This window comes from Paenibacillus sp. FSL R7-0128, from assembly GCF_038002245.1.
Taxonomy (GTDB): Bacteria; Bacillota; Bacilli; order Paenibacillales; family Paenibacillaceae; genus Paenibacillus_AQ; species Paenibacillus_AQ silagei.
In genome coordinates, this window is sequence record NZ_JBBOCD010000001.1 from 1,495,455 (window position 1) to 1,521,019 (window position 25,565).

A 25,565-nucleotide genomic window follows, 5' to 3' on the forward strand; every position below is an offset into this window, starting at 1 on the left:
GTGCTACAATGTTTCTTGTACTCAATTCGAGTTGCGGGTGTAGTTCAATGGTAGAACTTCAGCCTTCCAAGCTGATAGCGTGGGTTCGATTCCCATCACCCGCTCCATATTTAACTTCCGAAATCCTTGTCCGCAAGGGTTTTTTTGTTGTGAAAATGAGGGCGATTGGACCAAATGTAGGCGAAAATAAAACAAAAAGAAGCCAGGCCTCCGATCCTTCGGGGGCCTGGCTTACTTATATGATGTGACAGGTAAGCCGTCTGCCTTGGACGTTAGACGGTCTTCAGGAACTCAACAAGGGTCAGCAGTCCTTTGTCGAAGTTCTCCAGATTGAAATGCTCGTCCGGCGCATGCAGGTTCTCGTCATCGAGTCCGAAGCCCATCAGGACGACCGGCGCCTTCAGGATGCGGGCGAAGCTCTCCATGATTGGGATGGAGCCGCCGTCTTTGGTGAAGAGGGCACGTGTGCCGTAGACCTTGCCATAAGCATCGGCAGCGGTCTGGAGGATCGGGTGTGACGGATCGATGTTGAAGGCGCGTGCCTTCTCCATCTGCTTCACCTGAACCTTGGCGCCGCTCTGGATATTAGCCTTCAGATGGGCTTCAACGGCATCCAGGATGTGCTGCGGGTCCTGGTCGCCGACCAGGCGGCAGGTAATCTTGGCATGGGCTTCCTTCGGGATTACTGTCTTGCTGCCTTCGCCTTGGAAGCCTCCGTATACGCCGTTCAGCTCCAGCGTTGGACGCGCGCCGACCCGTTCCACGAAGGTGTAGCCTTCTTCGCCGTACAATTGCTCCAGGCCGAGGGCGGTCCGGATTTTGTCTTCATCCACACCTTGCTTGGCGAATTCTTCGCGCAGCAGCGGGGACAGGGCAGGCACACCTTCGTAGAAGCCTTCTACAGATACGCGGCCCTTGTCATCGTGAAGGGTGCTGAGCAGCGAGACCAGCGCATGCAGCGCATTGGGAACGCCGCCGCCGTAGGAGCCGGAGTGCAAATCAGTCAAGGCGGTGTTCACTGTGACCTCCATGGAGCAGAGACCACGGAGCCCGGTGCAGATGGCGGGGCGTCCGCGTTCCAGCAGGGAGGTATCCGAGACGAGAACGGCATCTGCCGCAAGCTTGTCCTGGTTAGCTTCCAGGAATGGCGGCAGGTTGATGCTGCCAATCTCTTCTTCCCCTTCGATGCAGAGCTTGATGTTGACTGGCAGCGTGCCCTCTTGCTTCAGGATAGCCTCGATGGCTTTGATATGCATGAATACCTGGCCCTTGTCGTCTGTAGCGCCGCGCGCATACAGCTTGCCGTCACGGATCTCCGGTTCAAACGGAGGGGTAGTCCACAGGTTCAGCGGATCCACCGGCTGTACATCATAATGCCCGTATACCAGAATAGTCGGCTTGCCGGGCGCATGAAGATAGTCTGCATAGATCACCGGATGGCCGGCAGTGGGATGCAGCTCAATATTCTCAAGTCCTGCGCGCTTTAGTGTCTCAGTCAGCCATGCGGCAGCAGCATTGATATCTTCCTTGTGGGTGGAGAGGGCTGAGATGCTGGGAATCGCCAGCCATTGCTTAAGCTCGGTCAGCTGGGCTTCACGCTCAGCCTGAAAGTAAGTTTCGTAAGACATAGTGGGTATGTACCTCCTTGGAATTCGCTGCTTAATACCACAGCTACCCGTATTATGCGGCAACATGCATAACGGAGGGTCTCTGCGGCTCAGGTTCGGCAGTGTAATGCATTCATTATACTGGAGATATCCCGATGGATCAAAAAAGGATTGTCCGGCCCTTCAACATAGGGTGACTGGAGCTGCGTAGCTTAGGTAACACTTCCTTGCAGGCTGTTGATTACTGGCAGTAACCGTGATAGACTTACTTAGTTTAAGCAAAGGAACCGCCGAGCGCGGCGGAAGCGACAGGAGCGAAATTGTAGTGTCAACGAACATACCTGCAAGTGTTGAACCGATATATATTTATACGTATGCCCATTCGCCGGATGAGACCTCATTGTGCGGGATGGAGCTGCGCTGCCTGTTCGGCCGGGAGATCCCTCCGGCTATATTTGCAAGCGGGGTAGAGGCGGATGTCAGCCGCAGTCCTTTTATCAAAGAGCGGATAGATGTGATGTACGAAGGGGACACGCTCCCGGAGATCTACAAGCAGACAGAGCAGGTAGAGCTGGGGGGGCGGAGCTTCAAGGTTATTTTTGTGAAGACTAATGATCTGGCTCCTGAACACAAAATCGAATACGGTGAGCGCAGAGTGATTGAGCGGGAAATTGGCCTGCGGATTGAGGGAGAGGCGGATGTGAACCATCCGGAGCTGGTGTACGGGATTGTAACGCTCGGCGGACGCTGGTACTTCGGCTCTTATCATAAGAACAATGCAACCTGGTTCCGGCAGATGCACAAGCCCCGCAGCTACTCCATAGCGCTCAGCACACGGGTAGCCCGGGCGGCGGTCAATATGGCGGTTCCGCGCATACCCGGTGTGAAGCTGATCGATCCCTGCTGCGGAATTGGCACAGTAATGGTGGAAGCTTTGTCGATGGGAATCGATGTCGTCGGCCGTGATATTAACCCGCTCATTGCAGCCGGTGCGCGGACGAACATTGCTCATTTCGGCTTCGAGAGTGTTGTTACGCTCGGAGATATCGCAGACATAGAGGAGCATTACGATGCGGCCATCGTGGATATGCCTTATAATCTGTATTCACGGATTACCCCCGAAGAGCAGTTTGCGATTCTGAGCCATACGCGGCGGATTGCGGACAGAGTGGTCATTGTAGCGATTGAGGCTGTGGATGAGATGATTGCTGCCGCCGGTTTTACAATTATAGACCGTTGTGTGGCGCGAAAAGGTGCGTTCTCCCGTCATCTGATGCTGTGCGAGTAGAGCGTCTGGAAGAAGTAGTGTAACTAAATCCGAATAAAGGCGGTGTGCTTATGGAACCGAAATGGTTAACCTGGGCCAAAGAAATTCAAGCGATTGCCCAGACCGGACTGACGTATGCCAAGGATGTATATGATATTGAGCGTTATCAGGCACTGCGCGAGCTGAGCGTGGATATTCTGGCGAACTATACGTATGAGAGCAAGGAGCGTATACGGCTCTCTTTCGCGGGTGAAGGCGGGTATAGCACACCTAAGGTGGATATCCGGGGAGTGATTTTTCAGGAGGATAAAATTCTGCTCGTACACGAGAAGCTCGACGGAAAATGGGCGCTGCCCGGAGGGTGGGCGGATATCGGCCTGTCACCGAGTGAGGTGGCTGTCAAGGAGATTGCCGAGGAATCCGGTTACCAGGCGGAAGCGGTTCGTCTGCTTGCTGTACTGGATAAGAAGTTCCATCAGCATCCGCCGGAGCCATACCATACCTATAAAATGTTCATCCTGTGCAGAATTACCGGCGGGGAGGCGGCGGGTGGTGTGGAAACGAGCGGTGTTGGATTTTTTGCCGAGGATGCATTGCCCGAATTGTCTGAAGAACGCAACACGGCAGAGCAGCTACACACTATGTTCCAATATTTACATCATCCCGAAAAAGAAGTAATATTGGACTAAAGCACTGCATATAATAGATAACCAAGAGTGTATATAAGTTTTATGAATACATTTTTTGGTTAATATTATTTATGTAAGCCTTTACAGTGATGATCCGCTGAGCCTTTATATCTAAAAATTTATCGAAAACATCTCTTTTTGGGCCTGGCGGTCTACATTTTTTCCTCTGCTTTGACGATAAGAATTTTAGGAGGGGATCGCATGGAACAAGAAGAGCTAAGACTTCCGCTTGCGCAGGAGGGGATGACCCGGCCTACAGAGGGCAATATCGCCACGGGCCTGGTATGGGGTGTCCTGATCAGTATTCCCTTATGGATCTCGTTGATCGGCTGGATGATGGGCATCTGGAAATTCTAAGACCCGTCCGCAGAAGCTATATTCCACTACTAACTTACACATATACAATGAAGGCTGCCTCTTCGAAGTGAAGAAGCAGCCTTTTTATGCTGAAATTACAAGTCGTTGTTGATATGCGCCAGCTGGAAGGTCTCGCAGACCACCCGCATATCCGGGTCGAAGGGCTTACCCTCACGCTCCAGCTCCCTGGTGAAGAACACCTCATGCTCGTAGCGCCAGGATTCAAGGCTGCGGTCATCCTCCCCTTCGGAGTAGGCGAATTCAGCGGTTACCTCAGCGAATGGAACGACCTCCACCTTCGTTGTTTCGATGATCGCGCGCGGCTGCCCTGTGCTGTCCAGCAGGATGGATAAACCGCCTGTAAAAGGCATGGTCAGCCCTTGCGCTTCAATCAACTCATAATTTTGCGCGGTCCCGGTCTTGATTCCTCTAAGAACCAGATCCAGCAGCTCATCTGCCAGCCGGGGATTGTCGCCGAACGCCCAGGCGCTGTCGAATTTGTCTGCCGCTTCCGGATGCTTCACCAGATAACTCTCCCAATATTTCGCAATTTCCGGAGTTAATGTCATTACGGTCACCTCTACCTTAGATTTAGTATTTAGTCTGTCTACAATTCACATCTCCGCTTCGCTCAACCAGCCGCTATACAGTTCATCGAGCTTCTGCTGTGCAGCATCTCTCATTCCTTGCAGCTCGGCCAGCTTCTCTGCATTGCTCGACAGCTGCGGGTCCAGCATCTCGGCATCGATAAGAGCAAGCTGCGCTTCCGCTGCGGCAATGTCCTGCTCCCACGAAGCTGCCGGACGCGGCTTGCGGTTCGGACTGGCAGGGCTGGAGGGTGATCCCCCTGTATTCTTGCGGCGGGAGGAAGCGGATTCCGTACCCGAACCTGCTGAGGCAGAGGCGGAGGCAGAAGGGGAGCGGTCTACCTGCCCGCTTAAGGAGCGGGGCTTGCCGGTGCCGCCCCCGGAAGATTCCGGCTGCGTGGCCTCTTGCCGCTGGGCGGCTGCGGCATGTTCAGCCTGCTTATCCTTATAATACTCGTAGTTACCCGAGAAGGAGGAGAAGCGTCCGCCGTCAATATGCCAGAGCTTGCCGAAGCAGCGGTTGATGAAGTAACGGTCATGGGATACCGCCAGCACGGTGCCGGGGAACTCCTCCAGCGCTTCCTCCAGCGCTTCGCGGGAATCGATATCCAGATGGTTGGTCGGCTCATCCAGAATCAGCAGATTCGGCCTCTTGTGCATCAGGATCGCGAAGCGCAGCCGGGTCCATTCTCCTCCTGACAGGTTGGTGATGCTCTTGAAGACATCGCTGCCGTAGAAAAGGAAGCGGGCCAGCTGGCCGCGTGCTTCGCCTTCTTCAAGTCCGGCCTCCTCGCGGAAATACCGCAGCACGGAGTGGTCGCCCTCCTCCGGCACAGCTTCCTGGGCAAGATAACCGACGACAGCTCGGGAAGCAAGCGTACAGCTCCCGCTGTCCGGTGACTCCTGGCCAAGGATGATCTTCAGCAGGGTACTTTTGCCTGCTCCGTTGCCGCCGATCAGTGCGGTGGTCTCGCCATATCTCAGAATATCGCTGGCGGCCGAGAAAAGCCTGCGCTCCCCGTAAGACTTGCTGATCCGGTCCAGGATGACGACCTGGTTGCCGGTCCGGTCCTCCTGCTGAAGCTGCAGATCCATGGACTTGCGCTCCAGGATCGGGCGTTTGACCTTGACCATCCGGTCCAGCGCCTTTTGCATGGACGCCGCACGGCGGTGGAAGGAAGGGTTCGGCGGATTGGAGCGGTTGCCCCATTCGATCAGCCTTTTGATACTCTCCTGCATCTGCTTGATCTTCTTCTGCTGCTCCTGGTAGTCAGCGAATTGCTGAAGGAGCCGGGCTTCCTTCTCCACCTGATAACCGCTGTAGTTCGTATGGAAGGTGAAAGCCTCCCCGTCTTCAATCTCGATGACCTTCTTCACCACGGCATCCAGGAAGTAACGGTCATGGGAGATCGCCAGCACCGTGCCGTCATAGCTCTGGAGGAACTGCTCCAGCCACTCGATAGCCTCCATGTCCAGATGGTTGGTCGGCTCATCGAGCAGCAGGATGTCGGGACGGCGCAGCAGCAGCTCGGCCAGCCCTACCTTGGTCTTCTCTCCGCCGGAGAGGGAGGAGAAGCGGCGGTCGTACTGTCCCGTTCCAATTCCCAGCCCTGAGGCTACACGCTGGATCGAGGCTTCCAGCTCATAGCCGCCTGCGGCCTCGAACTTCTCCTGCAGGGTGCCGTATTCCTTAAGCAGCCGGTTCCAGGCCTGCCCGTCTTCGCCCGCGCCGGAGGAAGACATCTCCTGCTCCAGCTCCCGCAGGCGGCGCTGCCAGCCGAGCTGCTCGGCGAAGCTGCGCTGGAGGACGGCATAGACCGTGTCGCTCTCGTTCACCTCCTGAATCTGGGCAAGCAGGCCGATGACGCTGCCCCGGCGGATGGAGAGCTGCCCTTGGTCCGGGCGTTCTTCTCCGCTCAGCAGGTGGAAGAGGGTGGTTTTGCCGCAGCCGTTGCGGCCGATCAGACCGATTTTTTCGCCTTGGCGGATATCGAAGGTGATATCGCTCAGAACGAGCTGGGCACCGTGGTATTTTTGGATATTTTGACATGAGATAATCATCGTTATTCTTCTCCTTTAATTAGGAATGCACTCTCCTTCGCCGTCCTTTGGCTTCTGCGGATTCCGGTCAAAACAGCATAAAAAGGCCGCAGGGAAATTTCCCTGCGGCCTGAGTATTCTTCGGGTTAGGATATCCGTTGAAGTGTAGGCGAGAAAGGCATTTCACAATGTTGTAGTGTTATTAAATTCATGTAAATGGACAGACTTCTCCCGTTGTCCAGATTTGCATGAATAACGCCAGCCATAATATTAATCAGCCGGCTGCTAACACTGTTGGTCCGATTGTGATCCATTCTCCTACACCTCCTTTTTGATAAATTTAAAGCTAGTGTAACCAAAAATCCCGAAATAAGCAAGGGAGAATTGTTCCCGCAGAGACATAAATGCATGGCACTGCAAGTAGTATGGAGTGTGGCGAGGGGGCGTTGCCCTTATAACAGCTGCGGGAAAAGAGGAGAGTTATGGCGATTTTTAACGGATTGCTCGGCAATGCAACTCAGGTGGAGCTGGGGGAGGTGCAGCGGGAATATGGACGGATTCTGGCTCCGAATGAAAAGATTGAGCGCGCCTATAAGCTGGTCCGGGACATGTTTATTTTTACAGACAAGCGGCTGATTCTTGTAGACAAGCAGGGGATGACCGGCAAGAAAACCGAATACCACTCTGTTCCTTACAAAAGCATCACTCATTACTCTGTGGAGACGGCGGGGCATTTCGATCTGGATGCGGAGCTGTGTCTGTATATCTCGGGCGCGGGGCTGCCGCTGAAGAAAACCTTCAACAAATCGGTCGATATCTACGAAGTGCAGGCTGTGCTGTCGCAATATATCCTGAAGTAAGGGGGCGCACAGAGGGCGTACTAAGGCTGTAGCCTGCTGCAGCTCCATATAACAGACGGGTAGAACGAATGCCCGCCTGGGTCTGCTTCCGTCCTGAAATTTGTGCATGGCTCACAAAATAAGCGGCAGCAAATGTAGAGTCCTGCGGAAGCCGTTGACAGGGGTTCAGGTCCTGCTGTTAAATGACACTAACTTAAGCGGCAGGGAAGGGAGGCGGAGGCGGAACATGAGGAGAGGACCGGTGACCGGAACGAAAACAATGGTGGTCAGCCCGCATTATCTGGCCTCGGCGGCGGGCGCGCAAGTTTTGGCCAAAGGCGGCAACGCCTATGATGCGGCCGTTGCAGTCAGCGCGGCGCTGGCTGTGGTCTACCCGCATATGACCGGGCTCGGCGGCGACGCCTTTTGGCTGGGGTACAGCGCCAGCGAAGGGCGCGTGCGGGCCTACAACGGCAGCGGACGCTCGGGCTACGCCGTCCGCCGGGACTGCTATGCCGGGGAAGAGGCCATTCCCCGGCGGGGTGTGCGCAGCGCCATTACGGTGCCCGGAATGGCGGATAGCTGGGAGGCCGTCCAGCGGGAGTATGGACGGCTGACCCTGGCCGAGGTGCTGGAGCCGGCTATCGGCTACAGCGCCGGGGGCTTTCCGCTGTCGCCGGACCAGCATGGCGGCAGTGTTCTGGCCGGAGCCGCGCTGTCGCCTGAAGCGGCGGCGGTGTATCTTCCCGGCGGCCGGATACCGGCGGCGGGAGAGCGGTTTGTGCAGCGGCAGCTGGCCGGGACGCTGCGGGCGCTTGCGGCGGGAGGCCGGGATGCTTTTTATAAAGGGAGCATTGCGGAAGAGATCAGTAATTATATGCAGGCTTCCGGCGGGTATCTGACCCGCGATGATTTCGCGGACCACCAGGGGAGCTGGGAAGAGCCGCTTCAGACCGGATACCATGGGCATACCGTCTATCAGGTTCCGCCGAATTCGCAGGGCTTCACGGCGCTCATGGCGCTTAATATCCTGGAGCATTCTAACTTCGCGGAGATCAGGCATGGCTCCTATGAATATTATCATCTGCTGGTGGAGGCGCTGAAGCTGAGCTTCCGTGACCGTGATCAGGTGCTCACTGACCCGTCCTTCAGCAGCATTCCGCTGGAACGTCTGCTGAGTAAGCCTTATGCGGCTCAACTCGCGGCGGCAATTTCTCCCCGTAAGGCGCTTGCTCTCAGCAGCGAACCGGTTGGAAGGGATACAGCTTATGCGGCGGTAGTAGATGAAGAGGGTAACGCGGTGTCGTTCATCCAGAGTCTGTATTTCGAATTCGGGTCGGGGGTTGTGGCCGGGAATACGGGAATTCTGCTCCAGAACCGCGGGTCCTTCTTCTCGCTTGATCCCGCCCATATCAATACGCTGGAGCCGCACAAGCACACCTTCCACACGCTGATGCCTGCGATGGCCTGCCGGGACGGGAAGCCTGCTTATCTCTATGGCACACAGGGCGGCGAAGGACAGCCGCAGACGCAGACCCTGCTGCTCACGCGCATGCTTCACTATGGGATGGACCCGCAGACTGCGGTGAGTGAACCGCGCTTTGTCTGGGGCAGAACCTGGGGAGAGCCGACCCAGGAGCTACGGATCGAGAACCGGGTGGCGGAAGCCGTGCGGGCTGAGCTGGCGGAGGCGGGGCATCTGGTCCGTGAGGCAGAGAGCTATGACGGGGTGATGGGTCACGCCCACGCCATCTCGATTGACGGTAACGGCTACCGCAGCGGGGGGACGGACCCCCGCTCTGATGGAGCGGCTATCGGGTGGTAAGCGATTTGGATTCTTGGCGTGAAGGTCAAGGAGATAAGGAGATAGTGAGATAAGGGGAATGGGAGAGTGGGAGATAGGAAGGTAAGGGGATAAGGGGATAAGGGGATAAGGGGATAGGAAGACAAGGAGGTAAGAGGATAAGGAGATAGGAGGACAAGGAGATAAGGAGATAAGGAGATAGGGAGATAGGGAGATAAGGAGATAAGGAGATAGGGAGACAAGGAGATAAGGGGAATGGGAGAGTGGGAGATAGGGAGGTAAGGAGGTAGGGAGATAGGGAGCTAAGGAGGTAAGCAGCAGGGTGAGAGAAACCCGGTTTGTCCGGGAGGGAGAGGGTGGAGCAGCATGGTTCTTGATAATCGGCACGGCGCATTCCGGGTCCCGGAGCTGGAGATTTCCGGCAGCGGGCACGGGGCATTGCACGGCCTGATCTTCACGGTAAAAGATGTCTTCGCAGTGGCCGGGCACCGCTCATCCGCCGGTAACCCGGACTGGCTGCGCAGCCATGAACCGGCAGTCTCCCATGCAACTGCTGTACGCAGGCTGCTGGAAGCCGGAGCTACGCTGCGGGGGGCGGCCCATACGGATGAGCTGATGTACAGCCTTGGCGGAGAGAACTATCATTACGGTACGCCGGTGAATCCGCACGGGGAGAATCGGATTCCCGGCGGCTCGTCCAGCGGTTCGGCGGTGGCGGTGGCCTCGGGGAGCGTGGATTTTGCCCTCGGAACGGATACAGGCGGCTCTGTCCGGGTTCCATCCGCTTATTGCGGTGTATTCGGTTATCGTCCGACTCACGGTGCGGTATCCCTGGAGGGGGTTATTCCGCTGGCCCCGGCTTTTGATACGGTGGGCTGGATCGCTGGAAGCACGGAGCTGCTGCTGAAGACGGGGCGCGTTCTGCTTGGGGCTGTGGACAGCGGCGGAGATGCCCGGTGCGAGGAAAATAGGAAGAAGGCGGGCGATCTGTCCGGGTCTGTGGACAGCGGCGTAGGTGCCCAGAGCATGGAGAATAGTATGGAGCAGAGAGGTGGTGAGGCGGTTGACGAGTCTGCTGGTGATCTTCGAATGTCCCGGATGTTCATTCTCCCGGAAGGCTGGGCGCTTGTGGAGCAGGACTGTGCAGACTACCTGAGGCGGGGGCTGGACAAGCTTCAGGCAGGCGCTTCGCTACAGGCTGCTGAAGCCGTGGTTGCCCCTGAAGGCTTGAAGACTTGGATGGACGCCTTCCGCGAGCTGCAGGGTGCCGAGATCTGGGCAACCCATGGGGAGTGGATCGGGCGGGAGCAGCCGGTCTTCGGGCCGGATATTGCCGCCCGGTTCGCTTGGGCGGCGGGGCTGGCCGGGGCGGATCACAGCCCGGCCGCTATGCTGCGCAGCCGGATCACTCAGCGGCTGCGGGCGCTGCTCGGGAAGGACGGCTGTCTCGTCCTTCCGACCGTGCCGGGTCCGGCCCCGCTGCGCGGCGCCGGACCCGGGCAGCTGGAGCGGAGCCGCAGCAGCGCCATGATGCTCAGCTGCCTGGCCGGACTGGCCGGGCTGCCGCAGGTTACGCTGCCGGTGCCCGTCCCCGGCGGACTGCCGCTGGGATTGTCCGTCATCGGCGGACACGGACAAGATCTGAGACTCCTGTCCTGGATACAGGAGGTATGGAAGTAGGAAGTCATAGCCCTGGTTCTCTGAACGTAGAGAACCAGGGCTTTTTGCTGATCGCTAGGAGATCCGCTAGTTGCGCGAGGTGCGTGGGCCAAATGTATGCGGAAAACCGAATACAATACCCAGCAGCGAGGTGAGCGGGCCAAATGTATGTGAAAAACAGCATACATCCGGCCGGTGCGGGGGTGAGTGGTCCGGATGTATGTGAAAAACAGCATACATTTGGCCAGTGCGAGGGTGAGTGGGTCCGGATGCTCCACAGCCCCCTAAAGAAGTTGGAGTCCTCCCCCACAAAAATGTAGACTAGATATAGGAGGAGGATGAACGGGATGGGACACTTATCAGGGACAAGAGAGAAGGCAGCGCAAGAGGTGTTGTCTGGCATTAAGGCAGCGGTGGTTGCCCGGAAATATGGGGTGACCCCATCGACAGTGAATCAGTGGGTGAGGGACTACCGAGAGGCCCATGGGGAACAAGATCATCCGTATCCTCAGGAGCAAGTGGAAGAACTGAAGCGCCTCCTGGACGTGGAGCAGAAATACGAGAAGGCCGTCAAGATCCTCGGCGAAAAGGAGTTAGAGATCGAGATTCTGCGTGAACTGCTAAAAAAGCCAACCCCTGCTTATCCGAAAAAATCGAGGTAGCCGACATGTTCATTAAGCAGGGGAATACCGCAGCGTTGGTACTACGTCTCGTGGGGCTCGCAGAGTCTACGTATTACGACCGTAAGAAACGCAAGAAGCAGGAGGCACAGGCCGTACCCCAGGGGCGCGGAAGACCCGTACCCGGCTATTCCCTGACCGAGTCTGGAGAGAAGATTAGCGACGAGGAAATCCAGGAATGGCTGCTGGAATTAATCGCTGGAGAGGAGCACGTGTACGGGTACAAACTGCTGGCCAAGTGCTTGTGGAACCAGCACGGGCTGAGGCTGAATCACAAGAAAAGCTACCGGCTGTGTCAGGCGCTGGAGATCCTGCAGCCGCAGCGTCACAAGCGTTTAAGCACCCTCGGAAGCTGCCGGAGAACCGGGTCATTACAGGGGCGGGCCAGCTCTGGCAGATGGACATTAAGTACGGTTACGTGGCGGGCCGCGATAGGCATTTCTTTGTCCTGAGCATTATCGATGTGTTTACCCGTGTCATCGTCGGCTACCACCGCGGATCGTCGTGTGAGGCCAAGCACGCCTGCCAGACGCTGGGACGCGCCATGGAGCAACACTGCGCCCCTGACAGCGCACGCCCGGTGATCCGCACCGACAACGGCCCACAGTTCGTCAGCCATCTGTTTGGCGACATGTGTGAAAGCTGGGAAATGACTCATGAACGCATTCCGCCTCGAACGCCGGATTTAAATGCTTTTATTGAATCGTTCCACAGTAATATCGATCGGGATTTATTCCGCAAAGAGGCCTTCGACACGTTCGAAGAGGCCTATGAAGCGGTGGACCGGTACATGGACTTCTACAACAATCGCAGAATGCATACAAGCCTTCGGAACATGCCGCCAGCTACCTTTGCGGAGTGGGTCCAGACTCTAGAAGACCGCTCCCGCTTCTTCTGGCCGAGAGAAAAAGCGAAATAAAGAGCATATCTACGACAAGTACCGATTTTATACGGAGGACTCCGGGATAAGGGGGTCGCACCGGATGTATGTGAAAAATAGCATACATTTGGCCAGTGCGAGGGTGAGTGGTCCGGATGTATGTGGAAAACAGCATACAATGGGCCGATGCGAGGTGAGCAGGCCAAATGTATGTGAAAAACAGCATACATTTGGCAGCTGCGGGGGTGAGTGGTCCGGATGTATGCGAAAAACAGCATACATCCGGCCGGTGCAAAGATACGTGGCAATTATGCAGCTTCTAGGGACCAAATGAGAGTCACTGCCGCCCGATGTGTAATATTACCTAACATTGTTGAGCCTAATTCTAACTTTTCTCTTTCCAACAGCGGTCATTTTATCTATAATGTTACATAAAGTAACATATGACTCGAATAAACCTATTATGAAGGTAGAGAAGGAGGGGTGGCTATGCATCTTACGGTGGAAGAAGCGTTGTCCATTTATCCTTTATCCGAAGCGAAGCTGATTGCCGGGTCCAAGGGGAAGCACAGGATCGTGAAATCGATTAATGTCATGGATGCTCCCGATATCTCGGATTGGATCAAGGAAGGAGAAATGCTGCTGACCACAGCCTATCTGATCAAGGACAGCCCGGAGGATGCCTCGGCACTGCTGCAGATGCTGAACCGGCGCGGGTCAGCGGGGCTGGGCATTAAGCTGGGCCGGTTCTGGGAGGCTGTGCCGCCGCCCTTGATTGCGGAAGCGGAGCAGCTGAATTTCCCGCTGATCGAGCTGCCGTTCCAGTTCACCTTCTCCGACCAGATGAACGGCTTGTTCCGCGCGGAGCTGTCGCGCAGCGTGGGCACCCTGCAGAGCATGATGGAGAAGCAGCGGCTGCTGATGCGTCTTGCCTTGCGTTCCGGTCGCAGCCGTCCGCTGCTGGACACCGTCTCTGACATCATCGGTTATCCGCTGGCTGTAATCAGCAACCGGGGGGCGGTAGTATTCAACAACTCGGGATATACGGAGAGTGAGCAGCTGGAAGGGTGGCCCTGGCCGCCCCGCAATCAGCGCTTTCGGCTTGGAGGGAGCACTGGCTACCGGCTTCCGCTGCTACAGGCTGGGAAATGCCTCGGTTACCTTCATTATTGCGATATTGATCCCTTGCTGCTGCCCGTGGAGGAAAGTCTGTTCGTCCAGGGGGCAGAGCTGATTTCTTATCATATGCATACCGGGCTGGAGGATTATTTCGAGCAGGCCGGACACCGGGAATTCAGCGGGCTGCTGCGGCGGTTCCTGAAGGACGGGCTGAAATACGCTGAGCTGGCGCAGGCGGCGCTCCGGCTGGAGATTATGCTGCTCCAGTCCCCGTATCAACTGCTGCTTACCGATGTGGCTGCTGAGGGAGAAGCCCGTCAGGCAGAGCTGCTGCGGCTGAAGGAGGAGTATTCGGAGCATCCGGTGCTGCATGGCCTGCAGGCGGTTCACTTCCTGGTGGAGGAGGGACTGGTGTCGCTGTATCCGGCCGGGCCGCATCAGCCGGAGGAGTTCCGGGCAATGATTCAGGAATGCTTCGACAGCCTGAAGTTCGATAAAGGGTATTATCCGCAGGCGGCTGTCAGCAGCGTGAAGCTGAAGCCGGAGGGGCTGAAGGAAGCTTTTGCCGAGATTAAGGAATGTATGGGCATGGCCCGGCAATGGGGCGCACACGGAAATGTGGTGCATTACCGCCAGCTGGAGCTTGATCTGCTGCTGAGCAAGATTCCGGCGGAGACCATGGAGCGTTACTACAACGGTAGCCTGCGGGGGCTGCTTAGCCGGGAACCGGAATATGTTAAGGAGATGCTCCACACGCTGGAGGTCTACCTGGAGAATGACGGCCATGTGAACGAGACGGCCAAGAAGCTGTTCATTCACCGTAATACGGCCACTTACCGGATTGAGAAGCTCAGTGAGCTGCTGGATGTCGATTTCAAAAAAATCAATGATCTCATGAAGCTGAAGCTGGTATTCCTGTTCCGCAGAATGCTGGAGCGTGAATAACAGCCGTCCATCAGCAGATTGCCCAAAAAAAGGAGTGGAGAACAATGAAGGTGGCCGGAATCTTTTTGGCGGCAGGCCGCAGTAATGGAGCAGGGGCCTCTGAAGGTTCTCAGAACAGGGCGGGCGCGGGTTCAGCCGGTGCGGCGATGCTCAGTGAGCTGGAGACCTGCGGGCTCGCGCCGCTGGTTGTAGTGGTGCGTGCGGATGATCCTTTAGGCTGGCTGCCGCCGGCCGGGAAGGCGGAGAATATGCGGCGGATTGAGACTTGCCTGACGGCCCATTTAGGCCTGTCCTTCTCCCTGCGCTGCGGCTTGAATGCTGTAGCTTCGCTTCAGCCGGATGCGGTGGTCATTGCGGCGGCAGATCAGCCGTTTGTGACAGCGGCTCAGATCCGCCGGTTCATCCAGGCGTATGAGCAGCACCCGGAGCTTGATTATGTCACGAGTGCACAGGAAGGGCTGCTGATGCCGCCTACCCTTTTCTCAAGCACGCTGTTCGGCGGACTTCAGGAGTTGGACGATGAAGAGGGGATAGCTGCCATTATGCGGACCAAGGAGTATAAGGGGCTCATCCTGCCGCAAGAGTCTGTTCAGGCCTTCGCAGAGACCGGGCTGCCGGAGAGCTTCGGAGAGTACAGCAGAGAATGGAGCGTGCGGAGCGGGAATAGACAGTGAATTCGCTATTTTTTAAAGCTATGTAAGGTAATATCACAGTATTTAAGTTTAATTTGAGATGACTTCGTGCATGAAGCACAAAATCGGCCCCCTCTTCTTATCCAACCACACAAAGCTATGTTATATAAATTTACGTAAGTGCTGCGCCTCAGTATAGTAGAGATACATTAATGGCTGTAGCCATTAGGAGAGATATCCTGGAGGAGGAGAATTATGAAACAAAGGGGTCAGGCATTCAAATTCAGCATCATCACGATGTTCCTGCTGGCGGTGGTTCTGACGGGATGCGCGAAGAATAATACGGCGTCTAATACGGGGGCGGCAGCAACGGCAGAGCCTTCGGCAGCCAGTACACCGGCAGGCAGCGAGGCGGCGGCAACGACAGAGCCGGCAGCAAAGAAGCCGACGGTTGCTTTTGTCTATATCGGGCCTCCGGGTGACGGCGGGTATACGTATCAGCATGACCAGGGCCGTCTGTATATGGAGAAGGAGCTCGGGATTAAGGCGGATTTCGTAGAAAATGTACCGGAAAGCGCCGATGCCGAGCGGATCATCACAGAGCTTGCACAGAACCATGACATCGTGTTCACCACAAGCTTCGGCTATATGGATTTCACCTTGAATGTGGCCGGCAAATTTCCTAACGTGAAGTTCCTGCATGCCTCCGGCTACAAGACCGCTGAGAACATGGGAACCTACTTCGGCAAAAACTATCAGGCAAGCTATCTGTCGGGGATCGCGGCAGGAAAAATGACAAAGAAAAACCATCTCGGCTATGTGGGAGCCTTCCCGATCAGCGAGGTGATCTATAATCTGAACGCCTTCACGCTGGGCGCGCAGAGCGTCAACCCGTCGGTTAAAGTGGATGTAGTGTGGACGAATACCTGGTATGACCCTGCCACTGAACGTCAGGCGGCCATCAGCCTGCTCGACAAAGGGGCGGATGTCCTGCTGGCGTATCAGGATTCACCGGCTACCCTTCAGGCTGCGGCGGAACGGGGAGCTTTTGCCGGGGGGAATGACTCGGATATGAGCAAGTATGCACCGGACAACTACTTAACCAACCCTGTATGGAACTGGGGTCCTTATTATGTAAAAGCTGTACAGTCTGTGATGGACGGAACCTGGAAAAGTGAGCAGTATTCCGGCGATATGGCGGACGGCATGGTGGAGCTGGCGCCATTCGGCAACAAGGTTCCCGAGGATGTGAAGAAGCTGGTGGAGGACGCCAAGGCCAAAATCATCAGCGGCGAGCTGGAGGTCTTCACCGGACCAATCTCGGACAACAAGGGCAATGTAACCGTTAAGGACGGCCAGAAGCTGACCCTTGAAGAGGTGCTTGGCATGAACTGGCTGGTCAAGGGTGTCGAGGGCACGATTCCGCAATAACAGCTGCTACACATCTTCATACAGCACAGCCTTACGGGTGGGGCGGGTTCCGGATACCGGAGCCTTCCCCACCTGTACTATAACTACCCGGAAAGGAGCGTAGTATTATGCAGGACCCTTCGGTTGAAATGCGCGGGATAGTGAAGACATTCGGTGCTGTAACGGCCAGCGATCAAGTTGATTTTTCGGCAAATGCGGGAGAGATTCACGCGCTGCTCGGGGAGAACGGGGCGGGGAAAAGCACAGTCATGAGCATGCTGTCAGGAGTGTACCGGGCGGACGCCGGGGAGATTCTCATTCATGGAAAACCGGCCAGAATCCGTTCCCCGAAGGATGCGGCACTGCTCGGTGTAGGCATGGTTTTTCAGAACTTCAGACTGGTGCAGAGCCTTACAGCGGCGGAGAATATCGTGCTTGGCGAAAAGTCGTCTTTCTGGCGCGGCAGCAGATGGATTAAGCATAAGCATGAAGAGATAGAGGCGCTTGGTGAACGCTTTGGCTTGAAATTTCCCGTCGACCGGCCAATCTGGCAGCTGTCTGTTGGAGAGCAGCAGCGCGTTGAGATTGTCAAGACGCTGTACCGGGGGGCAGATATCATCATTCTGGATGAGCCGACCTCGGTGCTGACGCCGGGGGAGGCGGAGCAGCTGTTCGAGACGCTTCAGGTGATGAAGCAGGCGGGTAAGACGGTGATTATGACTACGCATAAAATGAAGGAGGTCATGGCCTCCTCGGACCGGATCTCCGTGATGCGCAAGGGGAAAATGATTGCTTCGCTGATGACGGGCGAGACGGATGAGCTGGAGCTGGCCCGGCTGATGGTGGGCCGGGAGGTTACGATCAGCCGTCAGGAGCGAGCGGCGACGGCTGGAGAGCCGCTGCTGATCGTCCGCGATCTGGAGGTGGCTGCGGATCATGGCCGCAAGGCGCTGGATGCCCTGTCGCTTACGGTTCATGAAGGCGAAATTGTGGGCGTGGCCGGTGTCGCAGGCAACGGGCAGAAGGAGCTGGCGGAGGTATTGACAGGGCTAAGAGCATGGAGGACGGGCGAGATCCGGTTTGACGGCAGTCCTGTAAAAACAGCTTCGGTAAGAGGAGCGATCGATTCGGGCATATCGCATGTGCCGGAGAACCGGATGAAGAGCGGTCTGGCCGGACGGCTGGGGTCAGTTGACAACCTGCTGTTCAAGTCTTACCGCAGCGGGGAGCATTCCCGGTTCGGCTTCCTGAAGGCGGCCAGGAACCGCTCCTGGTCGCAGGAGCTGGTCCGCCGCTTCAATGTGAAGACGCCTGAGCTGGATACTCCCGTGCAGCAATTGTCCGGCGGGAACCAGCAGAAGCTGCTGTTCGCCCGCGAGGTCAGCCACCGTCCGAAGCTGATGGTGGCCGTGCATCCAACGCAAGGGCTGGATGTCGGCGCAGCGGCAGGGGTGCATGAGCTGCTGATGGAGCTGCGCAGCTCCGGCAGCGGGGTGCTGCTGATCTCCGAGGATCTGGATGAGCTGCTGCAGTTATCCGACCGTATTCTGGTGATTTATGGCGGGTCAATTATAGGTGAGAGCGATCATGAGCAAGCGGACCGTGAACAAATCGGCCTGATGATGGCCGGCATCCGGAGCAGGGAGGGAAGTGCTGTATGAGTCCGAAGCCTGGAAATGAGTCTGCAACGCTTACGCCGCTGGCGGGGCGCACCGGGAGGTGGTACTCCCTCAGGCTGGAATATGATTCAAGCCGTACCCGTTCACCGTGGTGGACGCCCATCCTGTCCGTTGTTCTGGCGCTCTTGCTCTGTGCGGTGTTCATCGCCGCTAATGGAATGAGCCCGCTGGTCGTCTACGAGAAAATGTTCCGGGGAGCCTTCGGCACCTCCTACGGCTTCACTGAAACCATGGTCAAGGCTATTCCGCTGCTGCTCTGCGGGCTAGGCATTGCTGTAGCTTACCGGATCTCTGTGTGGAATATCGGGGCAGAGGGTCAGTTGACAGTAGGCGCTATGGCGGCTACTGCGGTAACGATCTATTTCCCGGACCTGTCTTCCTTCTGGTCCATCATGCTGATGCTGGTTTTCGGTACAGCAGCCGGAGCTTTGTGGGGTCTGATGACGGCAGTGCCGCGAACCCATTTCGGTGTCAATGAGCTGATTACCTCATTGATGCTGAACTACGTGGCCCTGCTGGCTCTGGATTATGTGGTGTTCGGCCCCTGGAAAGACCCGAAGGGCTTCAACTTCCCGGGTTCGCCGATGTTCACGGCCGCCCAGTCCCTGCCGGTGCTTGGCAGCACCCGGCTGCACATCGGGCTGGTCTTCGGCCTCGTGGCTGTGCTGATCTATTATCTGATGATCCGGTTCACCCGCTGGGGCTATGAGCTGCGTCTGATCGGCGCCAATCCCACAGCAGCCCGTTATGCAGGCATCCATATCAAGAAGCATATTATCATCGTCATGCTGATCAGCGGCGGTCTTGCCGGGATTGCCGGCATGGCTGAAGTGTCGGGGGTTACGCATAAGCTGATGCAGGGGATCTCTCCGGGCTATGGCTATACGGCGATCATCGTAGCCTGGCTTGCCAAGCTGAACCCGCTGGGCCTGATTGTGACTTCGATTCTGTTCGGCGGCCTGATTGTGGGCGGCTATAGTGTTCAGACTATCGGACTGCCTTCGTCCATATCGGAAATGCTGCAGGGCGCGATCCTGTTCTTCCTGATTGCCGGCGACATGATTCACCGGTTCCGCATCCGCCGGAGCGCATAACAGCATTCTCTTACAGGAGGGAGTTCACTCATGGATTTCACTACACAGTTATTAATCGCCGCTATCTCCGCCGGAACACCGCTGCTGCTGGCTACGCTGGGAGGCATTCTGACCGAACGGGCCGGGATTATCCAGCTCGGCGCGGAGGGGCTGATGCTGATGGGGGCAGTGACGACTTGCATTGTCTACATCCGCAGCGGGAATCTGATCCTTGCGCTGCTCTCGGCGGTAGCCATTACCGCTCTTCTGGGCATGGTCCATTCGTTCTTGTGTGTCACGCTGAGGGCGAATCAGACGATGTCGGGTCTGGCTATGACGCTGTTCGGCAGCGGCCTTAGCGCTTATGTGGGCAAGTCGATCAGCGGCATTCCGCTTCCCGGCAGTCTGCCCAAGCTGGATCTGGAGATACTGAAGCCGGTGCCGGTGCTCGGGGAGCTTTTTGGAAGGCTGGATATGCTGACCTGGTTCAGTCTTCTGCTCGTCCTTATGCTGCATCTGCTGATTCACCATACCTCGTGGGGGCTGCATCTGCGGGCGGTCGGCGACAATCCGGCTACTGCGGACGTCATGGGGATTCGTGTGCAGCTGATCTGTTACTGCTATGTTACTGCAGGAGCGGCGCTGATTGGTCTGGCCGGTGCGGATATGGTGCTGGCGTATGCGCCGACCTGGAATGAAGGGCTGACCGCCGGACGGGGCTGGATCGCCGTGGGTCTGGTGATTTTCGCCAGATGGAATCCGCTGCGCGCATTGTTCTGTGCCTACTTCTTCGGAGCACTCGATTCGCTGGGCTTCCGTATTCAGCTGCTGGGGAGTGCGGTTCCGTCCTATTTTCTGAAAATGATTCCTTACGTCGTAACGATTCTCGTATTGATGTATCTGGGATACCGCAACCGCAACAAGCCCTCCGGTACGCCGGAATCGCTGGGAACACCTTATATTCGCGAACAGCGGTTCTAGGCTGGAAGGGCGCGGGCGGCAATATGCAAATTAGAGGGATGGAGGCTGACCTATGACTATACCGGCGGACCGGTTGACTCTGGAGCAGATGAACTCGATGGAAAAAAATGACTTCGTGGAGCAGCTCGGCGGCATCTTCGAGCATTCCCCTTGGGTAGCTGAGGGGGTGTGCAGCAGGCGTCCGTTCGATTCGGTGCAGGTGCTGCATGCTGCCATGATGGAGATAGCACGGCAGGCGGAGCCGGACCAGGTGCTGGCGCTGCTGAGAGCTCACCCGGATCTGGCGACAAGGCTTGCGGTCAGTCCGCTCTCGGCGGCAGAGCAGCAGGGGGCCGGACTGGACCGGCTGACACCGGAGGAATTCGCGGAGCTCACCGGGCTGAACGCCGCCTATACAGCGAAATTCCGCTTTCCGTTCATCTTCGCCGTACGGGGCAAAACTAAAGAAGAGATCCTTAGCGCCATCGGTGAGCGTGTGGATCGTTCGCTTGAAGAGGAGCAGGAACAGGCGCTGCTGGAGATTAGTGGGATTACTCGTTTTCGGCTGGAGGATCTGCTGGGGGCGGAATAGAGCAGGGCACTGCATATTATAGGAGGAGGGTGACGCAAATGTCTGGAAGGAACGGACGGCTGACAACTCATGTGCTGGATCTGTCACAGGGCAAGCCTGCTGCGGGCCTGTCGCTTCAGCTCTGGCGGCTGAGTACCGGAGGGCCTGTGCTGCTGCGTAAGGCGGTGACGAATGAGGATGGCAGGCTGGACGCTCCGCTGCTGGCGGGAGAAGAAATGCAGGCCGGAAGCTATGAGCTGCTGTTCATGGCAGGGGATTATTTCCGGGGCGCTCAGGCTGGTGCCGGAGAACCGGAGGCTGAGGAGGAGGGAGCAGGCGCTGTAGTCCCGTTCCTGGACCAGATTCCGATCCGCTTCAATATGCCGGACCCATCCGCCCATTACCATGTACCGCTGCTGGTTGCACCTGGAGGATACAGCACTTATCGCGGGAGTTAACGCGGCAATTCAGTGTACCGCTGCATCTAATCTTAAGCCAATAGACCGGAGGTGGGCCTATCATGAAGGAAGAAGATTATGAGCTTATCATCAGGAACGGACAGGTGGTCCTGCCCGAAGAAGTCCGCAGGCTTGAGATCGGGGTGAAGGATGGCAAAATCGCTGCACTGGGCGAAGCCTTACAGGCATCGCCCGGGACCAGAATTCTGGATGCGGAAGGACAATATGTGCTGCCCGGCATGATCGACATGCATGTTCACTTCAATGAGCCTGCGTTCGGTCACTGGGAGGGCTTCCGCAGCGGGTCGGCTGCTCTTGCGGCCGGCGGCTGCACCTGTTATGCGGATATGCCGCTGAACGGGAATCCGCCGACAGTGAATCTGGAGGCGCTCCGGCTGAAGGCGGAGGCCGCAGCCGGGAACTCGGCGGTGGATTATGTGCTGTGGGGCGGCCTTATGCCCGGGAATCTGGAGGAGCTGGAGGGACTGGCTGCAGCGGGTGTTACCGGGTTCAAGGCGTTCATCTCGAATCCCGGCGGTGAAGGCGAGGGCCGGTTCCGTGAGGTGGACGATGATACCCTGTATCAGGGGATGCTTCGGATCGCCGCAACCGGTGGGATACTCGCCCTGCATGCGGAGAGCGAAGCGATAACCTCGGTGCTGGGGGCGGCGGCACTCCGTGCCGGGCGCAGCAGTGCGCGGGATTTTGCGGCTTCACGCCCTCCGCAAGCGGAGCTGGAGGCTGTAGCCAGGGCGCTGCTGTACAGTGAGCGGACCGGCTGTAAGCTGCATTTCGTCCATATCAGCACAGCGGCAGCCCTGGAGCTGATTCATGAGGCCAAGCTGCGCGGTCTGGATGTGACCGCAGAGACCTGTCCTCATTATCTCATCCTGGATGAAGACAGCATGGAGACTCTCGGGGCGCTGGCGAAATGCGCTCCGCCCCTGCGCAGCAGCAGTGAACGGGACCGGCTGTGGGCGGCGCTGGCTGCGGGCCGGGTGGATCTGGTCGCCTCCGATCACTCCCCCTGTCCGCCTGAATTGAAGCTGGCGCCCGGGCTGTCGTTCATGGAAGCCTGGGGCGGGATATCGGGAGCCCAGAGCAGTCTGGAGTTGATGTTCCATGAAGGCGTTCATGTGCGCGGCCTGCCGGTTACGCAGATCTCAGCGCTGATCTCCGGCCTTCCTGCCCGGCGGTTTGGGCTGGAGGGGCGCAAGGGCTCCATCACACCGGGGCTGGATGCCGATCTGGTGCTGCTTGATCCAGATGCGGCCTATACCCTGCGTGCAGAGGATCTGCTGTACCGCCACCGGCATAGCCCTTATGTCGGGATGACCTTATCCTGCAAGGTAACGGCAACGATCTGCCGGGGCAAAATTGTCTATACTGCCGCGGAAGGCGTAGTTGCCGGCGGCGGAGGAGAATGGCTGCGTATCCGGCACAGCCAGCCGGGGATATGAAACCGCCGGTCCCGCATGTCCCCGCCGGGGAGATGCTGAAGCTGCTGGATGAACTCGCAGCCTACAGCGCTCCGGGTCCTGGAGTTACCCGGCTGCTGTATACGCCAGAGTGGCAAGGGGTTCAGCATTTTTTGCAGGAGAGAATGGCCGGGCTCGGGCTTGAGGTCAGGATGGATCAGGTAGGGAATGTCTATGGCACACTGGCCGGTTCTCAGGTAAGCGACAAGGTTATTCTGACCGGCTCGCATATTGACACGGTGGTGAACGGCGGGCGGTATGACGGTGCTTATGGTGTAGCGGCAGCTATAACTGCGCTGCACTATCTTCTGGAGACCTTCGGTCCGCCGCTGCGGACGCTTGCGGTGGTATCCTTCTGCGAGGAAGAGGGCAGCCGCTTTCCGCTGACGTTCTGGGGCTCGGGGAATGTGACCGGGCTGTATAGCGGGAAGGAATGTATAGACTGCACAGATGCGGATGGGATCACGCTGGGGGCAGCGATGGCGGCCTGTGGCCTGGCAGGGGATGAAGGGTTGGCTGCTGAAGCTGCGGCGGGTCTGGAGCAGAGTGGCGGAAGTAGGAGTGCCGGATGTGGGAGTGAGGGGTCAGAAGTTGAATCTATGGCAGGTCTGGAGGGAAGCTTCTGGCGTAATAATAGTCCTGTGCGCAGTGATATTGCCGCATATGTCGAGCTGCATATTGAACAGGGGATTATTCTGGAACGGACGTCCCGGAGAATCGGGGTCGTGCAGGTTATCGCCGGACAGCGGCGGTATCTTGTCAAGGTCGGCGGGACGGCCAATCATGCAGGGACTACGCCGATGGGTTTAAGACAGGATGCGCTCGCCGGTAGTGCTGAGATGCTGCTGGCGCTGGAGCGCTCCGCTCTGGCGGAGGGTGATCCGCTGGTAGCCACAACGGGGCGGCTAGAGGTCTATCCGGGTACATCCAATGTGATTCCCGGCGAAGTGCAGTTCACGCTGGATATCCGGCATAGCGAAGCCGGGGTGCTGGAGCGCTTCTGCGCAGCGGTCCTGGCGGAGTTCGCAGAGCTTGGCCGCAGGCGCGGCCTTACGCTTGAGGTACAGATGCTGCTGGAGACAGCCCCTGCTCCTATGGACCAGGAGCTGCGCGCGGCTCTTGAAGAGATCTGTCTCCAGCAGGAGAAGCCTTATCTGAGCATGGTCAGCGGTGCGGGGCATGACGCCCAGCTGTTCGCCCCGCGCTGCCCGGCTGCGATGATCTTCGTGCCGAGCCGGGGCGGGATCAGCCATTCCCCCGGGGAGTATACCTCCCCGGAGGAACTCGCTGCTGGACTGGAAGTGCTGACAGCCATATTATATAGATTAGCTTACGAATAAGAGACACTGTTCACCGCAGCGACGACCAAGCTTCGAGTTGTAATTTTAATTTCGCTATAAATCGCGAGATCTGATCACCTGAAAGTCTGGAGGGGAGAGAATCATGAAGCGGTACGAAGATTTGTCGCCGTCCTTGCGGTGCATTATGACCCCCGGCCCCGTGGAGGTTGATCCGCGTGTGCTGCGGGCGATGTCTTATCCGGTGCTGGGACAATTCGATCCCGAATTCACAGAGATCATGAACGAGACGATGGAGATGCTGCGTGAGCTGTTCGCCACCAGGAATCAGTGGGCGTATCCGGTAGACGGGACTTCGCGTTCCGGTATTGAAGCGGTGATGGTGAGCCTGATTGTGCCGGGGGACCGGGTGCTGGTTCCGGTCTTTGGCCGTTTCGGCCATTTGCTCCATGAGATTGCTGAACGCTGCGGTGCTGAGGTCCTCACGATAGAACAGACCTGGGGCCGCGTCTTTCCGCCGGAGGAGGTAATTGAGGCTATACGACGCTTCAAGCCGGATGTGGTGGCGATGGTTCACGGTGAGACCTCTACAGGCCGTGTGCAGCCGCTGGACGGGATCGGGCAGGCCTGCCGGGAGCAGGATGCGCTGCTGATTGTGGACGCGGTGGCGACGATCGGCGGGGTGCCGGTAGAGACAGATGCCTGGATGCTGGATGCCGTGGTCGGCGGAACGCAGAAATGCCTGTCCATCCCTTCGGGCATGGCCCCGGTGACGTATAATGACCGGGCCGAGGCCAAGCTGCTCAGGCGCAAACAGGTTGAGCGTGGACTTAGAACTGACACTGCTGCTGTCAGCGAGCTGCCCGTAGTGCGCAGTAATTACCTCGACCTGAGTATGCTGCAGGATTACTGGAGTCCCCGGCGGCTCAATCACCATACGGAGATGACCTCTATGCTCTATGCTCTGCGTGAAGGCCTGCGGCTGGTCCTGGAGGAAGGGCTGGAAGCGCGGCATGCCCGGCACAGATTCAATGAGCAAGCCCTTACTGCCGGACTGTCAGCTATGGGGCTAGAGCTGTATGGGGAGGCGAAGAGCAAGCTGACGGTAGTCACCTGTGTGCTCATTCCGGCGGGGATAGACGGGGAAGCCGTCCGTTCCATGCTGCTGCAGCGTTTCGGTATTGAGATCGCCAGCTCCTTCGGGCCGTTACAAGGCCAGATCTGGCGGATCGGTACCATGGGCTTCAGCTGCCGGGAGAATAATGTGCTGCGTCTGCTTGGTGCGCTGGAGGCGGTGCTTATCCGCCACGGGTACGCGGTACCTGCCGGACAGGGCGTTCAGGCGGCACTTGACGTATATGATTCAAAAGTAAGATAATCATACAATGCGATTTGTTTAAGTGACGGCTTGCGCCCCTTGAGGGGCGTCAGGGCCGTTTTTTCTAAAAGAAAAGAAAAAATATAGATTGAACTTGAAAAAAACAGACAGGGAAAAGTGGCGGAAGAGAATTTTGGAACTGTAGGAGCGATAGC

The 25,565-nt window shown here is 57.4% G+C and carries 23 protein-coding genes and 1 tRNA gene; 21 read left to right on the forward strand and 3 right to left on the reverse strand.

Annotated features, from left to right (window positions below):
* Window positions 1-33 precede the first annotated feature (33 nt).
* Window positions 34-107, forward strand: a tRNA-Gly gene (locus tag NST26_RS06335).
* 165 nt (window positions 108-272) lie between these two features.
* Here the strand turns inward: NST26_RS06335 and NST26_RS06340 are convergent.
* Window positions 273-1,628 (reverse strand): dipeptidase, encoded by a 1,356-nt coding sequence (locus tag NST26_RS06340; protein ID WP_036727698.1) that lies wholly within the window; start codon window positions 1,626-1,628, stop codon window positions 273-275.
* 304 nt (window positions 1,629-1,932) lie between these two features.
* Between NST26_RS06340 and NST26_RS06345 the strand changes: the two genes are divergently transcribed.
* The 3 genes from NST26_RS06345 (at window position 1,933) to NST26_RS06355 (ending at window position 3,920) form a co-directional block, all read left to right on the forward strand.
* Window positions 1,933-2,895, forward strand: coding sequence for a TRM11 family SAM-dependent methyltransferase (locus NST26_RS06345; RefSeq protein WP_442792658.1), 963 nt, complete (start codon window positions 1,933-1,935; stop codon window positions 2,893-2,895).
* Between the two features lie 50 nt (window positions 2,896-2,945).
* Complete coding sequence (locus tag NST26_RS06350) at window positions 2,946-3,563, forward strand: NUDIX hydrolase (protein ID WP_209874774.1); 618 nt, start codon at window positions 2,946-2,948, stop codon at window positions 3,561-3,563.
* A gap of 201 nt (window positions 3,564-3,764) precedes the next feature.
* A complete protein-coding gene (locus NST26_RS06355; RefSeq protein WP_156949647.1) occupies window positions 3,765-3,920 on the forward strand; it encodes a hypothetical protein in 156 nt (51 codons plus the stop codon).
* A gap of 95 nt (window positions 3,921-4,015) precedes the next feature.
* Here NST26_RS06355 and NST26_RS06360 read toward each other — a convergent pair whose 3' ends face one another.
* Window positions 4,016-4,489 (reverse strand): ASCH domain-containing protein, encoded by a 474-nt coding sequence (locus tag NST26_RS06360; protein WP_339254399.1) that lies wholly within the window; start codon window positions 4,487-4,489, stop codon window positions 4,016-4,018.
* Window positions 4,490-4,534: 45 nt separating this feature from the next.
* Window positions 4,535-6,568 carry a ribosomal protection-like ABC-F family protein gene (gene abc-f, locus NST26_RS06365; RefSeq protein WP_339254401.1) on the reverse strand — a complete coding sequence of 678 codons (2,034 nt, stop codon included), beginning with the start codon at window positions 6,566-6,568 and terminating at the stop codon, window positions 4,535-4,537.
* A gap of 461 nt (window positions 6,569-7,029) precedes the next feature.
* Here abc-f and NST26_RS06370 point away from each other — a divergent pair, with 461 nt between their 5' ends.
* The 17 genes from NST26_RS06370 to NST26_RS06450 all read left to right on the forward strand — a co-directional run bounded on the left by NST26_RS06370 (window position 7,030) and on the right by NST26_RS06450 (window position 25,410).
* Window positions 7,030-7,407 (forward strand): PH domain-containing protein, encoded by a 378-nt coding sequence (locus NST26_RS06370; RefSeq protein WP_036696174.1) that lies wholly within the window; start codon window positions 7,030-7,032, stop codon window positions 7,405-7,407.
* A gap of 226 nt (window positions 7,408-7,633) precedes the next feature.
* Complete coding sequence (ggt, locus tag NST26_RS06375) at window positions 7,634-9,211, forward strand: gamma-glutamyltransferase (RefSeq protein ID WP_340955382.1); 1,578 nt, start codon at window positions 7,634-7,636, stop codon at window positions 9,209-9,211.
* A gap of 345 nt (window positions 9,212-9,556) precedes the next feature.
* Window positions 9,557-10,870 (forward strand): amidase family protein, encoded by a 1,314-nt coding sequence (locus tag NST26_RS06380; protein ID WP_340955380.1) that lies wholly within the window; start codon window positions 9,557-9,559, stop codon window positions 10,868-10,870.
* Between the two features lie 326 nt (window positions 10,871-11,196).
* Window positions 11,197-11,511: a helix-turn-helix domain-containing protein gene (locus NST26_RS06385; protein WP_340955378.1), complete on the forward strand. Its 315-nt coding sequence runs from the start codon at window positions 11,197-11,199 to the stop codon at window positions 11,509-11,511.
* A 5-nt stretch (window positions 11,512-11,516) separates the two neighbouring features.
* Window positions 11,517-11,981, forward strand: coding sequence for an IS3 family transposase (locus NST26_RS06390; RefSeq protein WP_340955376.1), 465 nt, complete (start codon window positions 11,517-11,519; stop codon window positions 11,979-11,981).
* Window positions 11,927-12,448 (forward strand): integrase core domain-containing protein, encoded by a 522-nt coding sequence (locus tag NST26_RS06395; RefSeq protein ID WP_340955374.1) that lies wholly within the window; start codon window positions 11,927-11,929, stop codon window positions 12,446-12,448. Before NST26_RS06390 ends, NST26_RS06395 begins: the two co-directional genes overlap by 55 nt.
* Before the next feature lie 450 nt (window positions 12,449-12,898).
* On the forward strand, window positions 12,899-14,473 hold the full coding sequence (locus NST26_RS06400; protein ID WP_340955373.1) for a PucR family transcriptional regulator: 1,575 nt from the start codon (window positions 12,899-12,901) through the stop codon (window positions 14,471-14,473).
* 44 nt (window positions 14,474-14,517) lie between these two features.
* Window positions 14,518-15,147 carry an NTP transferase domain-containing protein gene (locus tag NST26_RS06405; RefSeq protein ID WP_340955371.1) on the forward strand — a complete coding sequence of 210 codons (630 nt, stop codon included), beginning with the start codon at window positions 14,518-14,520 and terminating at the stop codon, window positions 15,145-15,147.
* A 213-nt stretch (window positions 15,148-15,360) separates the two neighbouring features.
* Window positions 15,361-16,536, forward strand: a complete 1,176-nt coding sequence (locus NST26_RS06410; RefSeq protein ID WP_340955369.1) for a BMP family ABC transporter substrate-binding protein — start codon at window positions 15,361-15,363, stop codon at window positions 16,534-16,536.
* A gap of 107 nt (window positions 16,537-16,643) precedes the next feature.
* Window positions 16,644-18,176, forward strand: a complete 1,533-nt coding sequence (locus tag NST26_RS06415; protein WP_340955367.1) for an ABC transporter ATP-binding protein — start codon at window positions 16,644-16,646, stop codon at window positions 18,174-18,176.
* A complete protein-coding gene (locus NST26_RS06420; RefSeq protein WP_340955365.1) occupies window positions 18,173-19,288 on the forward strand; it encodes an ABC transporter permease in 1,116 nt (371 codons plus the stop codon). The genes NST26_RS06415 and NST26_RS06420 overlap by 4 nt, the downstream gene beginning before the upstream one ends.
* 30 nt (window positions 19,289-19,318) lie before the next feature.
* Window positions 19,319-20,248, forward strand: a complete 930-nt coding sequence (locus NST26_RS06425) for an ABC transporter permease (RefSeq protein ID WP_340955363.1) — start codon at window positions 19,319-19,321, stop codon at window positions 20,246-20,248.
* Between the two features lie 52 nt (window positions 20,249-20,300).
* Window positions 20,301-20,819, forward strand: coding sequence for a 2-oxo-4-hydroxy-4-carboxy-5-ureidoimidazoline decarboxylase (uraD, locus tag NST26_RS06430; RefSeq protein WP_340955361.1), 519 nt, complete (start codon window positions 20,301-20,303; stop codon window positions 20,817-20,819).
* Window positions 20,820-20,857: 38 nt separating this feature from the next.
* Window positions 20,858-21,256, forward strand: coding sequence for a hydroxyisourate hydrolase (uraH, locus tag NST26_RS06435; protein WP_340955359.1), 399 nt, complete (start codon window positions 20,858-20,860; stop codon window positions 21,254-21,256).
* Window positions 21,257-21,318: 62 nt separating this feature from the next.
* Window positions 21,319-22,716 carry an allantoinase AllB gene (gene allB / locus NST26_RS06440; protein ID WP_340955357.1) on the forward strand — a complete coding sequence of 466 codons (1,398 nt, stop codon included), beginning with the start codon at window positions 21,319-21,321 and terminating at the stop codon, window positions 22,714-22,716.
* Window positions 22,680-24,074 carry a Zn-dependent hydrolase gene (locus NST26_RS06445; protein WP_340955355.1) on the forward strand — a complete coding sequence of 465 codons (1,395 nt, stop codon included), beginning with the start codon at window positions 22,680-22,682 and terminating at the stop codon, window positions 24,072-24,074. Before allB ends, NST26_RS06445 begins: the two co-directional genes overlap by 37 nt.
* Before the next feature lie 103 nt (window positions 24,075-24,177).
* Window positions 24,178-25,410: a pyridoxal-phosphate-dependent aminotransferase family protein gene (locus NST26_RS06450; RefSeq protein WP_340955353.1), complete on the forward strand. Its 1,233-nt coding sequence runs from the start codon at window positions 24,178-24,180 to the stop codon at window positions 25,408-25,410.
* Window positions 25,411-25,565 lie beyond the last annotated feature (155 nt).

Coding starts and splice junctions, on each gene's coding strand:
- NST26_RS06340 (WP_036727698.1), bottom strand. CDS start 1,628: ATGTCTTACGAAACTTACTTTCAGGCTGAGCGTGAAGCCCAGCTGACC.
- NST26_RS06350 (WP_209874774.1), top strand. CDS start 2,946: ATGGAACCGAAATGGTTAACCTGGGCCAAAGAAATTCAAGCGATTGCC.
- NST26_RS06355 (WP_156949647.1), top strand. CDS start 3,765: ATGGAACAAGAAGAGCTAAGACTTCCGCTTGCGCAGGAGGGGATGACC.
- NST26_RS06360 (WP_339254399.1), bottom strand. CDS start 4,489: ATGACATTAACTCCGGAAATTGCGAAATATTGGGAGAGTTATCTGGTG.
- abc-f (WP_339254401.1), bottom strand. CDS start 6,568: ATGATTATCTCATGTCAAAATATCCAAAAATACCACGGTGCCCAGCTC.
- NST26_RS06370 (WP_036696174.1), top strand. CDS start 7,030: ATGGCGATTTTTAACGGATTGCTCGGCAATGCAACTCAGGTGGAGCTG.
- ggt (WP_340955382.1), top strand. CDS start 7,634: ATGAGGAGAGGACCGGTGACCGGAACGAAAACAATGGTGGTCAGCCCG.
- NST26_RS06380 (WP_340955380.1), top strand. CDS start 9,557: ATGGTTCTTGATAATCGGCACGGCGCATTCCGGGTCCCGGAGCTGGAG.
- NST26_RS06385 (WP_340955378.1), top strand. CDS start 11,197: ATGGGACACTTATCAGGGACAAGAGAGAAGGCAGCGCAAGAGGTGTTG.
- NST26_RS06390 (WP_340955376.1), top strand. CDS start 11,517: ATGTTCATTAAGCAGGGGAATACCGCAGCGTTGGTACTACGTCTCGTG.
- NST26_RS06395 (WP_340955374.1), top strand. CDS start 11,927: ATGGACATTAAGTACGGTTACGTGGCGGGCCGCGATAGGCATTTCTTT.
- NST26_RS06400 (WP_340955373.1), top strand. CDS start 12,899: ATGCATCTTACGGTGGAAGAAGCGTTGTCCATTTATCCTTTATCCGAA.
- NST26_RS06405 (WP_340955371.1), top strand. CDS start 14,518: ATGAAGGTGGCCGGAATCTTTTTGGCGGCAGGCCGCAGTAATGGAGCA.
- NST26_RS06410 (WP_340955369.1), top strand. CDS start 15,361: ATGAAACAAAGGGGTCAGGCATTCAAATTCAGCATCATCACGATGTTC.
- NST26_RS06415 (WP_340955367.1), top strand. CDS start 16,644: ATGCAGGACCCTTCGGTTGAAATGCGCGGGATAGTGAAGACATTCGGT.
- NST26_RS06420 (WP_340955365.1), top strand. CDS start 18,173: ATGAGTCCGAAGCCTGGAAATGAGTCTGCAACGCTTACGCCGCTGGCG.
- NST26_RS06425 (WP_340955363.1), top strand. CDS start 19,319: ATGGATTTCACTACACAGTTATTAATCGCCGCTATCTCCGCCGGAACA.
- uraD (WP_340955361.1), top strand. CDS start 20,301: ATGACTATACCGGCGGACCGGTTGACTCTGGAGCAGATGAACTCGATG.
- uraH (WP_340955359.1), top strand. CDS start 20,858: ATGTCTGGAAGGAACGGACGGCTGACAACTCATGTGCTGGATCTGTCA.
- allB (WP_340955357.1), top strand. CDS start 21,319: ATGAAGGAAGAAGATTATGAGCTTATCATCAGGAACGGACAGGTGGTC.
- NST26_RS06445 (WP_340955355.1), top strand. CDS start 22,680: ATGGCTGCGTATCCGGCACAGCCAGCCGGGGATATGAAACCGCCGGTC.
- NST26_RS06450 (WP_340955353.1), top strand. CDS start 24,178: ATGAAGCGGTACGAAGATTTGTCGCCGTCCTTGCGGTGCATTATGACC.